A 14,371-nucleotide genomic window follows, 5' to 3' on the forward strand; every position below is an offset into this window, starting at 1 on the left:
TATGAATGCTGTAAGCGATAAAATCATTACCATTCCGAATGTTCTATCTTTAATAAGAATAATGCTTGTTCCCTTTTTCATATTTTCAATGAATGCAAAGGATTACTCTTCAGCTTTAAAGATTTTAATCATAGCAGGATTGACAGACTGTCTTGATGGCATAATAGCAAGAAAATTCAATCAAATTTCCAAATTTGGGATATTTCTTGATCCTCTGGCAGATAAACTTTTGCTTTTAAGCATAATGGTAACATTTTACATTAATGAACTTGCTCCAAGATGGTTTCTTGTTTTGGTTTTTACAAGGGACATTCTTGTTGCCTTAGGATGGCTTGAAAGATATTTATCAAGAAAGAAAATCAGCAAACCTACAATACTTGGTAAAATAAGTAATGCTTCCCAAGTCATAATCTTTGGCTACATTCTTCTTGCTCTTAATTTCAATGTGCCACAGATCCCAATCTATGCCTATTATCTTGTAAGTATTATCGCAGTTATCTCTCTAATTCAATACATTATTATCCGATTAGAAAATGAATAGAAGGGGATTAAAAATTGAATCAATACAACCAGATAGTCCTGCATATAAAGCAGGAATAAGACAAGGAGACAGAATAATCTCCATTAATGGGCACACAGTCAAAGATGTATTAGATGTCATGTTTTTCTCCGATTCTGAAGAGTTGAATATAGTTGTTTCAAGGGATGGAAAAGAATTAAACTTTGAAATGATTCTTGAATTTGAACCTCTTGGCTTAGAGGTTGAACCATTTACTATTAAAAGATGCAGAAACAAATGCATATTTTGCTTTGTTGAACAGTTACCAAAGGGATTAAGAAAATCCCTATACATCAAGGATGAGGACTACAGGGCAAGCTTTCTTTATGGTAATTACATAACCCTCACCAACCTTAGCCAAAAAGACTATGAAAGAATTGAAAAAATGAGATTAAGCCCGCTTTATATATCAGTCCATGCGGTAAATCCTGAAATCAGAAACATGATGTTAGGCAACTATGATGCATTTTCTGTGCTTGATGAATTAAAAAAACTCGCAAAAATGAAAATAAAGATGCACACACAGGTTGTTCTTTGTCCCGGAATAAATGATGGGGAAGTTCTTGAAGAAACAATAACAGAGCTTCATAAGCTTTACCCATATGTATCATCTATCGCTATTGTTCCAGTTGGACTTACTAAATATCATAAAAATGGACTTCAACCAGTCTCCAAGCAAAAAGCTGAAGAGACTATTAAACTTGTTGAACCATTTCAGAAGAGGTTTCGTAAAAAGCATGGACTTAGCTTTGTATATCTTGCTGATGAATTTTATATCAAAGCTGAAATGACTTTTCCACCTATTAAAAATTATGATGATTTTCCTCAGATTGAAAACGGAGTTGGTATGGTTCCTCTTTTCATGCAAAGGGCAATGAAAATAAACATCCCTTCAAAAAAGGTAAAAAATCGCTTTATAACCTTCACTGGAATGTCATTTTATCCCTATCTTTTAAGCTTCATAGAGAGAATAAGGCAAAAAAATATTCCTATAGAAGCCTATCCAATAAAAAACAATCTCTTTGGAGAAACAGTTACCGTAACAGGACTTCTGCCGGGTGAGGATATAATCAAAGAACTTGCTCCACATGTAGAGCCAAAAGATATCATTCTTGTGCCTGATATTACAATGAGGGATACTGAAGACATGTTTATAGATAACTTAACCATAAAGGATATTGAAAAAATACTCAAAGCTAAAACTGTAAAAATCGGCACAGAGCCAGAAGACCTTCTATCAGCTATTTTTAATCTAAATTGTGATATGCTCAAGTATCATTGCAAATAGTAGCCACGCATTGGCTTGCAACAGTCTCTGCGAACCAATCTCGCTTTTGCTTTTCGTCCGACGAAGATGTTGCCACGCTTCGCACTGCTCGCAATGAAATTGTTGTGTTGTCAGTGCGTGGGTGAGATACCGAGGCAATATCAAAAGGCAGATATCACTCGCAACCCTCAAATAATGATTGCAATGATAATGATAAATGCACAAATTAGGTCTAAGTTTTACAATTCGCAATTTTTTAACGGAGATATCTTTTCTTAAGAAGAATAAATGGCAAAGGAAGAAGAATTAGTATATAGACAAAAACAACATAAAAGTCAGAAGGACTCATATTTTCAAGTCTGCCGTAACATAAGCCTCTTGATATATTTACAAGATGAAAGAGAGGATTGAGTTCCGAAAGTTTCAATACTATATCAGGCATTCCTTCAAGGGGAAAAAATATTCCCGAAAAGAGAAAAAGGGGAGTTAAAATTAGGGTATAAAAGTAATTAAAAGAATCTATTCCCGGAACAATTGCAGTTGCTATCAGTGAGAGACTTGCAAAAATTAATCCACAGATAGCTATAAAAAGCGGAACTAAAACTATATAGTTTGATTTGGCAAGTCCAAAAAAGGATATAACCAAGATTATAATAGTTCCATAAATTAAACTTTTTGTCGCTCCCCAAAGAAGCTCTCCAAGAACAAGCTCATTAAAACTAATTGGAGTTGATAGAATTGCATCAAATGTTTTCTGATACTCCATCCTCACATAAGTTCCGTATGTGCATTCATAACATGCAGCATACATTGCAGAGGACATTATAATTCCGGGGGCAATGAATTCAACATAAGAAAGTCCATTAATCTCCTTTATAAAACCACCAAGTCCATAACCAAGTGCAATAAGATAAAGCAAGGGTTCAAAAAAATTGAGCGCAAGGCTTGAGCGGTAAAGTTTTTTGTAAACCGTAGCATGTCTTTGCCAGACTCTCAAAGCTCTTTTGAAACTCATTTTAGTTCTCCGTCAGGCTAAGATAAACCTTTTCCAATCTTCCACCAAACTCATTTGAAAGATTGCTTGGTGTATCAATTACGATAATTTTGCCCTTGTCCATGATCGCAATTCTATCGCAGAGTTTCTCAGCCTCTTCCATGTAATGGGTTGTTAAAATTAGAGTTTTTCCAGAATGCTTTAATTCCTCAATTTTTTCCCAAATTTGTTTTCTGCTACGAGGGTCAAGTCCTGTTGTAGGTTCATCAAGAATGATTAAATCAGGATTATTAATAAGCCCTCTTGCAAAAACGAGCTTTCTTTTCATGCCTCCTGATAGTTTTCTGACATTTGTATTAATCCAATCTTCAAGTTTTACAAATGCAAGCAGTTTCTTTACCCTTTCCTTTGCCTCTTTCTTTGGAATATCAAAATATCTTGCATAGACAAGAAGATTTTCAATTACATTTAAGTCAGGATCAAGGTTATCCTCCTGAGGTACAACTCCAATTTTGTATTTAATTTTTGGAAAAGTATGTTTATTCGCTATTCCATTGAAAATTTTAAGCTCTCCTTCAAAATTCTGAATAAAACCATAAATTATTCCCATTAGAGTTGTTTTTCCTGCGCCATTTGGACCAAGAAATCCAAAGCACTCTCCTTGCTTTATTTCAAAACTAACAAGGTCAAGGGCTTTAAAATTCTTGTAATACTTTGATAAATTTTTTCCTTCCACAGCTGTCATATTTTTTAGTATAATAAAGCTATGAAAGTTTTGAAAACTTCATTATTTTTGATTTTACTTTTTCCGACCTTTATTTTTGCACAAGTTCTTGCAGAAGAATGCAATCTGAATCAAATTTCTGGAAAATTCAATTTAATTATTTATTCAAACTCATTTATTAATGACCCAGAAACTTTCATTGTATTGGATGTTTCTGATGATAAGATATCATTTAAACCTTATGCACCTGATTTTAAATACAGTGTCCAACCAAATTTAAATGATAAAGAGGCATTAAAAATTGTAAAAGACATTTTAACATCTGCTAATATAAGCACATTAAAATGCACAGTTTTAAGGGATTCTTCAAAAAACATTGTAGGGTATGAAATAAAGCCACTTTATTTTCTATGGGTTTGGGGAGTGTTAAAGCCCGTGGATACAAGATATAAGGAAGAGGGTGATATCATCACAATTTTTATCCGTCTTGATCCCAGAGTAGAGCGTCAGCTTAACAGCGGCGGAGACTCCTTTCGGGAGGATTAGGAACTTCTTCTGAATTCTCCGCTTTTTCCTCCTGCCTTGTAAAGAAGTTTTACTTCTGAAATGACCATTTCTTTATCTACTGCCTTGCACATGTCATAAATTGTAAGAGCAGTAAGAGATGCAGCGACCATTGCTTCCATCTCAACTCCAGTCTGGGCTGTAGTTTTCACCTTTACCGTTATCTTAACTTGACTTTCAGCTTCTAATGGCTCAATATCTATCTCAACATTTGTAATTGGAAGAGGATGACAAAGGGGAATGAGATGCGGAGTCATCTTTGCAGCCATTATTCCTGCGAGACGGGCAACCTGAAAAACATCTCCCTTTGCAATCTCTCTGTTCAAAATCATTTTTAGAGTCTCTGGCTTCATTCTTACATAGGCTTCTGTGATTGCAATTCTCTCAGTAACAGGTTTTTCAGTTACATCAACCATTTTAGCTCTTCCTTTTTCATCAAAATGTGTAAGCATGTTACCTCTCCTGTTCTGTTGGTCTTATTAAAATTTCATTGACCGAAACATTTCTCGGCTGAACTACAGCGTAATAAACCGCTTCAGCAATATCCTCAGCGCGAAGGGCATCCATGTGCGCCCTTTGGGTAATCCATTCTTCAGGCATGTTTTCTCCCCATTCAGTTCTAACAACTCCCGGTTCTATGACAGTTACTCGGATATTGTATTTTAACAATTCCTTTCTTATTGATTCAGAAAATCCAACAACTGCCCACTTTGTAGCACAATAAACTGACCATCCGGGAATTCCAACCCGTCCAGCGACCGATGAAATGTTTACGATATGTCCACTCCTTTGAGGAATCATAATGTTAACTGCAAGATGCGTAAGGTGAATCAGTCCAGTTAAATTTAAATCTATTACCTCTCTCCACTCATTATATGAGCCATTATGAATGTAATTGAAAATTCCTCTTCCCGCATTGTTCACAAGAATATCAAGGGCTTGAAAGTTTTTTCTAAAAATCTCAAAGGCTTTCTCAATTTCATCTGGTTTTGTAATATCCACTTTTGCATAGACTACTTTTATGTCATATTCTTTTTGAAGTTTAGATGAAATATCTTTAAGCAATCCTTCTGACCTTGCAACAAGCATGAGATTTGCACCTTCCTTTGCAAATTTATTAGCTATTGCAAGACCTATACCCTTTGATGCTCCCGTAATAATTGCTGTTTTTCCATTAATGGATTGCATCCTTTAGCCCTCCTTTTTTGTAAATTGGTCTTTTAAAAAACAAAACAGTAAGAAGCATTGATAACATAGCAACACTTAAAATCCAGAAGGCATCATTAAATGCAAGTGCCTGAGCTTGTCTGAGAAGTTCCCTGTATATTGGCGCTTCTGCAGGCATAAAAGACCTTGTAGATAAATATTCACTAAGTTTTTCAATGGTATCCTGATACGGCAAATCATAGGGAGTTAAATTCTCAACGAGTCTTGACTGATGAAACTGAGCTCTCTGGCTTACAATTGTGGTAACAATAGCAGTCCCTACCGAGCCTCCGATATTTCTTATCACAGCGCTTAAGGGAGTTGCATCTTGCATTTTTTCTTTTGGAATAAAGGCAACTGTCATAACTGCTAAAGGTGTTATAACAAAAGCCATTCCTAAAGCCAAAACAGCTCTTGGATAAACAAAACTCCAGAAATCTGCCTGAAGATTAAAAAGACTCATAAGATATGTTGAATAGGCGCACATTATTATTCCAAAGGCAAGAGGAATTTTAGGATTAAGCTTGTCTGATATTTTTCCACTAATGGGAAACGCTAAAAGCTGAACAATTCCTGCAGGTCCTAAGACAAGTCCAGCAAGGTAAGCAGTGTATCCCATAAGGCTTTGCACATAAATAGGCAATAAAATAATACTTCCAAAGAGATTTACAAAGGTAAAAAACATCACTAAGTTGCCGAACAAAAAGTTTTTATCTTTAAAAAGCCTAAGATTGACAACAGGATGCTCTGCCTTTTTTAACTCCCACCAAACAAGTGCAAGAAGACTTACAGCACTTATAATGGATAGGGTTACTATGAATCTTGATTCAAACCAATCCTCAAGCTGTCCCTTATCAAGAACAACTTGAAGGCATCCAATTCCAAGTGAGAGAAAAATAATTCCGGGATAGTCAATTTTTAGCTTTTCCCTTTTAAGATAAGGTGGGTCTTCTATTACGAGATATGTCATCAGAATTGAGATAGCTCCAACAGGAATGTTTATATAATAAATCCATCTCCAAGATAGATTGTCTGCAATCCAGCCTCCAAGCATTGGCCCAAAGATTGGTGCCAATATTATACCCATTCCATATATAGCCATTGCTTTGCCATACTGATTTTTTGGATAGACCTCAAGAAGTATGCTCTGACTTAAGGGCTGAAGGCCACCGCCTCCAATACCTTGCAGAATTCGGAAAAATATGAGAGAGCTAAGACTCCATGCAGTACCGCAAAGAAGCGAGGCAATTGTAAAAAGTGAAATTGAAAATATCAGATAATTCTTTCTTCCAAATACCCTTGCAAGCCATCCTGCCATTGGAATTACTACTGCATTTGCAACAAGGTACGATGTGATAATCCAAGTAGACTCTTCTGTTCCCGCTGACATATCTCCTGCAATATGTCTTAAGGCAACATTGTTAATAGTAGTGTCAAGAATTTCAATGAAGGTAGGAAGCATTACTGTAAGAACTATCCAGAATCTTTTCATTTGAATATTATATAACAACATCAAAAACTTTGACGATAATCCTCAATTACCCAAAAATAGCGATAGAAATCCAATAATTGGTATAACCATTTGAAAATTAAGTATTTTTTGCTGTCATTGCGAGCATCCGAAGGATGCGAAGCAATCTCTACTTTGTTTTTCAATAAAGCCTTATTAGAGACTGCTTCGCCCCAGATTGCCACGCTATCTCTCGCAACAGGTGCTTCGCAGTGACGAGTGTCTATCTCTATTTTTAGGTTAAAGGCTGCTTTGCTCCTTCGGAGACTCGCCGTGACGAGTTTTTATCTTTATTTTTGGGAGTTTCTATCGGACTTGCAAAGAAAAAGCGAAAAAGGTTAAAATTAATCGTTAACGATTTCATGCGGGTGTAGCTCAGCTGGTAGAGCACAACCTTGCCAAGGTTGGGGTCGCGGGTTCGAATCCCGTCGCCCGCTTTTTTATTGGCGACGTACCCAAGTGGCTAAGGGAGCGGTCTGCAAAACCGCCATTCGCCGGTTCGAATCCGGCCGTCGCCTTTGATGAAAATCAATGAGACCTTTAGGCGTCCACACATCAATCAAAAGCTCTCTTTTAAATTCAATTGCAGAGGCAGTTGAATTAAAATGCACTACATTTCAGATATTTCTTCATAGTCCTCAAGTCTGGCAAATTCCTGAGTTTGATAACGCAACCATCGAAGAGTTTATAAAACAAAGACAAATTCACAGCCTTAACCCTCTTGTAGTGCATGCTTCATATCTCATAAATCTTATCTCATCAACACCAAAAACAATAGCCTCATCAAGATATCTTTTGAAAAAAGAAGTTCTATCTGCTGACATGCTTGAAAGTGATTATTATGTTATTCATCTTAAGGACAACAAGGAAATGGAAAAGTCAGAAATATATGAAAAAACTCGTGAGGGATTCGGAAAAGTCGGAAGCTTACAAAAATGCAAAATCTTAATTGAAAATACTGCAAAAAGCAAAATTACTGCAAACATTCCCGATTTATTTGAAACCTTTGAAAAAATAAAGGATGAAAACATTGCAGGAGTATGCATAGACACATGCCATCTTTTTGCTGCTGGATATAATATTGCAAAGGATGAAGGAATAGAAAAATTTATGAATGATATGAAAAAATATGGAGACTTTAGTCTCATAAAACTAATTCATCTCAATGATTCAAAATCTGTCGCTGGCTCGGGAATTGACAGGCATGAACACATTGGAAAAGGACATATAGGAGTAGAGGGATTCACAAAATTTTTAAGCATAAAAGAGCTTTCCCATGTTCCTTTAATTCTTGAAACCCCTAAAAAGGGGCTTCAAGATGATGTTAAAAATCTCAATACTGTAAGAGAAATTCTTAAGAAGTTAGAATTCTGAATATTTCCTCATATCTTTCTGCAGTCTTTTTCACTATCTCATCTGGAAGAACTGGTGCTGGTGGTTTTTTATCCCAGTCTATTGAAAGTAAGTAATCCCTTATAATTTGCTTGTCATAGCTGTCCTGAGGTTTTCCCGGCATATAATCTTTCATTGACCAAAATCTTGAAGAATCTGGAGTCAAAAGCTCGTCAATTAAAATAATCTTACCGTCATAGATTCCAAATTCCATCTTTGTGTCGGCAATTATTATTCCTTTTTTTTCAGCAATTTCTGAAGCCCTTTTGTATATTGCAATGGAGAGTTCTTTTATTTTTCTTGCAGTATCCTCACCTAGAATTTTCACAGTATCTTCATAGGTTATATTTATGTCGTGACCCTCTTGTGCTTTTGTGCTTGGAGTATAAATTGGCTCAGGAAGCTTCTCAGATTCCTTAAGTCCTTCTGGTAGCTTAATTCCACAAACCATTCCTGTTTTTTTATAGTCCTTCCAACCAGAGCCGGTTATATATCCACGAACAATGCATTCAACTGGTAAAGGCTCTGTTTTTTTTACAAGCATGCTTCTTCCTTCAAGTATATCTTTGTATTTTTTTAAGGGTTCTGGAAATTCATCTACTCTGGCTGTTACTAAATGATTTTCAACTATATCCTTTACTTTGCCAAACCAGAAAAGAGAAATCTGCGTTAATATTCTTCCTTTGCCAGGAATACCATTTGGAAGAACAACATCAAAGGCTGAAACTCTATCTGATGCTATTATAAGCAGATAATTGTCTACTTCATAAATATCTCTTACTTTTCCCCTTCTTAAAAATTTTACACCCTCAAGATTTGTCTGAAGGACTAACATGCTCTCCTCCTTTTTATATTTTTAATAAATACATGCCCTGTCCAAGATGAAGGGCGTTTCTTATTGCATTTTTTACAAAATTCTTTGCTGCATAAAGTGCTTCCTTTGTCTCATATCCAATACATAGAAAAGACACAAAGGCTGAAGAAAATGCACATCCTGTTCCATGATATGTTCCTTCAAACCTTTCTCCTTCAGCAACATAAAACTCTTTGCCATCATATAGGAAATCTGGAGAATTTTTACTTAAATGTCCACCTTTTATAACTACAGCATATGTTCCCATTTGCTTAATCATTTTTGCAGCCTCTAAAATACTATCCTCTGATTCAATTTTTACCGAAGATAGAATCTCTGCCTCTGGGATGTTGGCAGTAACAACTTTTGAGAGCGGAATCAGCTCTTCTTTCAGCATTTTTAATGCATCTTTTTTAATCAGCATTGTTCCAGTTGAAGATTTTATCACAGGGTCAATGACAAGATTGCTAATTTTATATTTTTTTACATTTTTTATTATGCACTCCATAGCCTCTTTATTATAAATCATTCCTGTTTTTGCTCCATAGGGCTTAATGTCTTTAAGTAATGTTTTAAACTGAATATCTATCTGGTCAGCTGAAAGGGGATAAATTTTTTTAACCTCAGTAGTGTTTTGAGCTGTAATAGAAGTTATAATACTTACGCCATAAACGCCAAGAGCCTGAAAAACTTTTGTGTCCATCTGAATTCCAGCTCCTCCTGTTGGATCAGAGCCTCCAATTGTCAAAGCTACTTTCATTTTTTTGCCTCCAAATTCTTTATTAGCTCCGCACCATACAAAAACACTGCCCATGCATAAAAAAGCCACATCAATAGGGCAAGAAAAGTAGAAACAGAGCCATAAAGTGTGCTTATTTGAATAACTTTTGTGACATAGAAAGTAAAAACATATTTTGCTATCTCTATAAGCATCGTTGTTATAAATGTTCCTATAAGCACTGATTTAATCTTTATTTTCTTATTCGGGAGAAATTTGTAAAGGCTCGCGATAATAACAAAAATAAGCATGAATGTCACGACGTATTTTAAAAAAAAGTGAGAAAAATTTGATACAAGCTGAAAATGAAATAGTTTTACAATATAGGAAATTGTAAAAGAAGCTGCCATAGCAACTATGATCAGTAGAACCATAACAGAAGCAAGTAAAAAAGATAGTAAAAAATGTCTTTTTTTAGGGACTCGGAATATCTTATTTAATGAAAACTCTATTGAAGTGAAAAGTTGTAATGAGAAAAATCCGTAAAGCAAAATAGAAACTTCACTAACACCACGAAGCATGAGGAGTTTTTTTACATCCTTTAACATCTGCATCTCAATGGATGGAAAAAAATATACAAGCTTGTGATAAAAAAATCTGATGATTGTCTCTTCCTGAGTTAGACTGATAAGAATATTCACAATAAACATACTCAATGGAATCAATGACATTATTGAGAAAAAAGCAAGGGCAGCGCTTAGATAAATTCCTTCATCCCTATAAAAATCTTTAAAACTTAAGAAGATAGCCTTTGGAATTTTCAAAATCATCAGTTACTCAAAATCCTCTCCGCATTAAGATAGAAAATTTTTTCGGTCAGACTATCTGGAAGGGCAAGCTTTTTCAGGTTTTCTATCTCTTTGCCTTGATCAGACCAAGGGGAGTCTGTTCCAAAAAGAACATAATCTGCTGGATGTTTAAGGATAAAATCTTTTATCTTTTCATCAGGTAGCCATCCAAAGGAGAAAGATATTTCCATGTAAATATTCTTTCCGATAATTAACTTTTCAACATCATCCCATTGCTTCCATGCTCCAAGATGAGTGGTTATAAATTTTAACTCAGGAAATTTTTCAACTACATTGATAATTTTCTGTGGAGAAGCAATATCCCATTCTGGAAAGCTTATGTCATATCCGCAATGCATGACAATTAGCAAATTATTTTCAATTAATGCATCATAAATGTAAAAAGCTTTTTCGTCATCAATTGCAAATTCCTGATAAAATGGATGCATTTTTATTCCAACAAATCCTTCTTCTTTCGTTGTTTTAATATGTTCTTTAATTTTTGGGTCAGTTGGATGAACAGAAAGCAGAGGAATAACTCTTTCAGAACGAACTTTTTTTGACCACTTCAGAATAGCTTCAAACTGCTCAGGTCTTGTAGCGATATTACATAGCACAGCCTTTTCTATTCCATTTTTATCCATAGAACGCAGCAAATCGTCAAGAGTACCACTAAGACATGCTTTAACAACGCAGTTTTCCTGAAGTTTCTGCATAGCCTTCTCAGCTATGTGCTCAGGAAAGGCATGGGTATGGAAATCTATAATCCGCATTTAGATATTTTATATTTTCAGCTTTAATTTTGGCAAACACGACGATGTTCATCCAAAAATAGAGATAGACACTCGTCACTGCGAGCCCCCCGTTGCGAGCGATAGCGTGGCAATCTGGGGCGAAGTAGTCTCATTCCTTATTGGAAGCGAACAAAAACGAGATTGCTTCCTCCTTGCTTCGCTCGGAGTCGCAATGACCCCTCTTTTGTCATCACGAGGCTTGCGAAGCAAGCCGAAGTGATCTCTCTCTTTTTTGTCATTTGAAATAGAAAAACGAGATTGCTTCGTCGCTGACGCTCCTCGCAATGACGATAAAGGGGAGTCATTGCGAGGCAGACCGATGGGCTTCCAAAGCAATCTCAATATGTTATAATTACTCATGTCAAACGAAGCTTTTCAGTATGACAGAACAATAAGGGAACTTATACAGTCAATTCCCTTAAGATTCACTGAAATTCTTACTGGAATGAAAGTTACAGAGATTCTTGATACAACCTTTCCTAAAGTTGATGAAAGAGTTGCTGACTTCATTGGAAGGCTTGAGGATGGAACAATAATTCACATTGAGCTTCAGGTTCAGAATGACCCAAATTTACCTGAAAGGATGATTAATTATTTTTTAAGGATAAGGACAAGATATGGACAAAATCCTTGGCAGATGATACTATGGCTTGCAGATGGAAAGTGTCCATATGAAGAGCATATTCAGATTGGACCGTTAAGCTTCAGCTATACAGTGAAGGACATAAAAGAGATAGACTGCAGAGTTCTTCTTGAAAGTGAAGACCCAAATGACAACATTTTAGCTGTTTTATGCAGAAGGGGAGAGGGATTTTGGGAAAGGCTAATTGAGAAACTGAGGGAGTTACCAGAGGGCAAAAGAAGGAGCTATATACAAAAGCTGTTGTATTTGATAAAATTAAGAAAGGACATACTTCAAGAGTATGCGACCTTGCTCAAGGAGGTGAATAAAATGCCACTACCAATAGTAATACCAAAGGAGCAAGACCCTTTCTATATTGAGGGAATAGAGAGAGGAATACAGAAGGGCTTAATACTTGATGCACAGGAGCTTGTTATTGAGGCATTGGAGGAGAGATTTGGATTTGTGGGAGGGACATTGAAGGAGAAGATAAAATCAATACAGGAAAGGGATGTGCTAAAGAGACTTCATAGCTTAGCAATAAGAGCAAGTAGTATTGAAGAATTTGAAGAAAAGATGGATTTTTAAGTGGGGAAGGCATTAGATTTTAGCCTTCCCCCAATCACTTAGAGTTATACTCTAAACCTTCCTATCGCAGAATTAAGTTCTCCGCCCAATCTTGCAATATCTGATGCTGTCTGAGCTGACTGGTCAACTGCAAGAGATATCTCTTTTGAACCCTCTGCTATGCTTCCTATATCCTGTGTTATGTGGTCTGTGACTGATGACATCTCCTCTGTTGCACTTGCTATCTGCTGTATCATTCCTTGTAGCTCTTGTGCTTTAGCTAATATTTGTCCAAGCATCTGGGCTGATTTGTTACTTAGCTCTACTCCACTTGCTACTTTCTTCGTTGCATCTTCCATTGAACCCTCTGCCACACCTACCTCTGCCTGTATTCCTCTTATCATCTCTGCTATCTCATCTGTTGCCTTCGCTGTTCTTTCTGCAAGTTTACGCACCTCATCTGCAACTACTGCAAATCCACGACCCTGCTCTCCAGCCCTTGCTGCCTCAATTGCTGCATTCAATGCAAGTAGATTTGTCTGATCCGCTATGTCTTTGATTACTGTCACTATCTCACCTATCTGGCGGGAACGGTCTGCAAGAACATTGATTACTTCTGAGAGTTTATTGATAGCTCCTTCTATGAGTTTTATCTCCTGTGCTGTGTTTGTTGTCATTTCTTTGCCATCTTTTGCTACCTGTGCAGTCACATTGCTTGCCTCTGCAATTTGTGCTGCATTCTTTGCTATGTCAACAACAGTTTGAGACATCTCCTCAGCTGCTGATGCAATCTGGGATGCCCTCTCTGTCTGAGATTTTAGATTTCTTGATATTTCTTCTGTTGTCGCAGAAAGCTGCTCTGAGGATGAGGCAAGAGATGTGGCTATTGTCTTTGACTCTGCTATAAGGCTTTTTATTGATTCAATTGCCTTTGATGTTGACTCTGCAATCTGTCCAAGTTCATCTTTACTGTAAGCTGTAATTTTTACTGTGAAATCACCTTGTCCAACCCTCTCCATTGCTTGCCTAATTTCTTCAACAGGTTTTCTTATTGATTTGATTATTAAAAATGCAAAGAATAAGGCAATAATAACTGCAACAATTGTTGAAGCTATGAGGATCACAATTTCTGTTTTGCCTGAAGAAACTATCTCAGAAACTCTTTTATCTGCACGTTTTTTGTTAAATTCAACAACATTATCAAGGTGTTTCATAAGAATCTGATTATGCTGTCTAAGCTTAGCGATGATAATTTCCTGTGCCTCATCCCTTTTTCCTTCCATTGCAAGGGATATAATTTTGTTTGTCTCTTCTCTGGCAGATACAAGTGCATCTTCAAGATTTTTAATTAGTGCTTTGCCCTCTTCTGAACGGGTGACTGCTTTAAGTGAATCAATCCTTTCTCTGTAAGTCTTTCTTAAAGATTCAATTTCTGATTTAATCTCCTCTCTGGCTTTTGGATCTTTAGTCATTGTTAAATCTCTTACATTATTATAAATACTTAAAACCGCTCTTCTAATGGTTGCCGCAGAATCGATTTTGTCTATCCTTTCTTTAAGTTCGCTTGTGTTGTTAACAATCCCGTAAAGCTGTAAAACTGTGAATGCAGAGACTGCTATCATAAGAAATAAAACTACCCCAAAAGCAATATAAAGCTTTTTCCCTATCGTTAAATTTTTAAACATCCCCTTCCCTCCTTTTTTAGTTTTTTGGTTAAACGTAAAACGTTACACGTAAGACGTAAAACGCTGCA

The 14,371-nt window shown here is 36.2% G+C and carries 16 protein-coding genes and 2 tRNA genes; 7 read left to right on the plus strand and 11 right to left on the minus strand.

Annotated elements, in window-relative coordinates; translation table 11 throughout:
* Position 1 precedes the first annotated feature (1 nt).
* The gene (locus tag ACYQ3P_RS08240; RefSeq protein WP_460177427.1) at positions 2–541 is read left to right on the plus strand and encodes a CDP-alcohol phosphatidyltransferase family protein; all 540 of its coding nucleotides are present in this window, start codon (positions 2–4) and stop codon (positions 539–541) included.
* Positions 534–1,847 carry a DUF512 domain-containing protein gene (locus ACYQ3P_RS08245; protein WP_460177428.1) on the plus strand — a complete coding sequence of 438 codons (1,314 nt, stop codon included), beginning with the start codon at positions 534–536 and terminating at the stop codon, positions 1,845–1,847. The genes ACYQ3P_RS08240 and ACYQ3P_RS08245 overlap by 8 nt, the downstream gene beginning before the upstream one ends.
* Positions 1,848–2,082: 235 nt before the next feature.
* On the opposite strand, the gene ACYQ3P_RS08250 is transcribed toward ACYQ3P_RS08245, so the two are convergent.
* Together ACYQ3P_RS08250 and ACYQ3P_RS08255 are read right to left on the minus strand one after the other, a co-directional pair.
* Positions 2,083–2,841 carry an ABC transporter permease gene (locus ACYQ3P_RS08250; RefSeq protein WP_460177429.1) on the minus strand — a complete coding sequence of 253 codons (759 nt, stop codon included), beginning with the start codon at positions 2,839–2,841 and terminating at the stop codon, positions 2,083–2,085.
* 1 nt (position 2,842) lies between these two features.
* On the minus strand, positions 2,843–3,565 hold the full coding sequence (locus ACYQ3P_RS08255) for an ABC transporter ATP-binding protein (protein ID WP_460177430.1): 723 nt from the start codon (positions 3,563–3,565) through the stop codon (positions 2,843–2,845).
* Between the two features lie 21 nt (positions 3,566–3,586).
* On the opposite strand from ACYQ3P_RS08255, the gene ACYQ3P_RS08260 reads away from it, so the two are divergent.
* Positions 3,587–4,090 carry a hypothetical protein gene (locus ACYQ3P_RS08260; RefSeq protein ID WP_460177431.1) on the plus strand — a complete coding sequence of 168 codons (504 nt, stop codon included), beginning with the start codon at positions 3,587–3,589 and terminating at the stop codon, positions 4,088–4,090.
* Here ACYQ3P_RS08260 and moaC read toward each other — a convergent pair.
* The 4 genes from moaC to ACYQ3P_RS08280 are packed head-to-tail and all read right to left on the minus strand — an operon-like array spanning position 4,087 to position 7,009.
* Entirely contained in the window at positions 4,087–4,560 is a 474-nt protein-coding gene (gene moaC / locus ACYQ3P_RS08265) for a cyclic pyranopterin monophosphate synthase MoaC (protein ID WP_460177432.1), read from the minus strand. The genes ACYQ3P_RS08260 and moaC overlap by 4 nt on opposite strands.
* A gap of 1 nt (position 4,561) precedes the next feature.
* Positions 4,562–5,296: an SDR family oxidoreductase gene (locus ACYQ3P_RS08270; RefSeq protein WP_460177433.1), complete on the minus strand. Its 735-nt coding sequence runs from the start codon at positions 5,294–5,296 to the stop codon at positions 4,562–4,564.
* Positions 5,283–6,806 (minus strand): DHA2 family efflux MFS transporter permease subunit, encoded by a 1,524-nt coding sequence (locus tag ACYQ3P_RS08275; RefSeq protein ID WP_460177434.1) that lies wholly within the window; start codon positions 6,804–6,806, stop codon positions 5,283–5,285. The genes ACYQ3P_RS08270 and ACYQ3P_RS08275 overlap by 14 nt, the downstream gene beginning before the upstream one ends.
* 20 nt (positions 6,807–6,826) lie before the next feature.
* Positions 6,827–7,009 (minus strand): hypothetical protein, encoded by a 183-nt coding sequence (locus ACYQ3P_RS08280; RefSeq protein WP_460177435.1) that lies wholly within the window; start codon positions 7,007–7,009, stop codon positions 6,827–6,829.
* Between the two features lie 179 nt (positions 7,010–7,188).
* Here ACYQ3P_RS08280 and ACYQ3P_RS08285 point away from each other — a divergent pair.
* From ACYQ3P_RS08285 to ACYQ3P_RS08295, 3 genes are all read left to right on the plus strand, one after another.
* Positions 7,189–7,261: transfer RNA gene (locus ACYQ3P_RS08285), tRNA-Gly, on the plus strand.
* 8 nt (positions 7,262–7,269) lie between these two features.
* Positions 7,270–7,342 (plus strand) — tRNA-Cys (locus ACYQ3P_RS08290).
* Between the two features lie 13 nt (positions 7,343–7,355).
* Complete coding sequence (locus ACYQ3P_RS08295; protein WP_460177436.1) at positions 7,356–8,198, plus strand: deoxyribonuclease IV; 843 nt, start codon at positions 7,356–7,358, stop codon at positions 8,196–8,198.
* On the opposite strand, the gene ACYQ3P_RS08300 is transcribed toward ACYQ3P_RS08295, so the two are convergent.
* The 4 genes from ACYQ3P_RS08300 to ACYQ3P_RS08315 are packed head-to-tail and all read right to left on the minus strand — an operon-like array spanning position 8,179 to position 11,408.
* Positions 8,179–9,051 (minus strand): phosphoribosylaminoimidazolesuccinocarboxamide synthase, encoded by an 873-nt coding sequence (locus ACYQ3P_RS08300; protein WP_460177437.1) that lies wholly within the window; start codon positions 9,049–9,051, stop codon positions 8,179–8,181. The genes ACYQ3P_RS08295 and ACYQ3P_RS08300 overlap by 20 nt on opposite strands.
* Before the next feature lie 13 nt (positions 9,052–9,064).
* A complete protein-coding gene (gene thiD, locus ACYQ3P_RS08305) occupies positions 9,065–9,829 on the minus strand; it encodes a bifunctional hydroxymethylpyrimidine kinase/phosphomethylpyrimidine kinase (RefSeq protein ID WP_460177438.1) in 765 nt (254 codons plus the stop codon).
* A complete protein-coding gene (locus ACYQ3P_RS08310) occupies positions 9,826–10,617 on the minus strand; it encodes a YihY/virulence factor BrkB family protein (RefSeq protein WP_460177439.1) in 792 nt (263 codons plus the stop codon). Before ACYQ3P_RS08310 ends, thiD begins: the two co-directional genes overlap by 4 nt.
* Positions 10,617–11,408, minus strand: coding sequence for an amidohydrolase family protein (locus tag ACYQ3P_RS08315; RefSeq protein WP_460177440.1), 792 nt, complete (start codon positions 11,406–11,408; stop codon positions 10,617–10,619). The genes ACYQ3P_RS08310 and ACYQ3P_RS08315 overlap by 1 nt, the downstream gene beginning before the upstream one ends.
* Before the next feature lie 379 nt (positions 11,409–11,787).
* Here ACYQ3P_RS08315 and ACYQ3P_RS08320 point away from each other — a divergent pair, with 379 nt between their 5' ends.
* Positions 11,788–12,639 carry an RpnC/YadD family protein gene (locus ACYQ3P_RS08320; RefSeq protein ID WP_460177441.1) on the plus strand — a complete coding sequence of 284 codons (852 nt, stop codon included), beginning with the start codon at positions 11,788–11,790 and terminating at the stop codon, positions 12,637–12,639.
* Between the two features lie 44 nt (positions 12,640–12,683).
* On the opposite strand, the gene ACYQ3P_RS08325 is transcribed toward ACYQ3P_RS08320, so the two are convergent.
* A complete protein-coding gene (locus ACYQ3P_RS08325; RefSeq protein WP_460177442.1) occupies positions 12,684–14,303 on the minus strand; it encodes a methyl-accepting chemotaxis protein in 1,620 nt (539 codons plus the stop codon).
* Positions 14,304–14,371: the final 68 nt, after the last annotated feature.

The organism is Thermodesulfovibrio hydrogeniphilus (assembly GCF_054657355.1).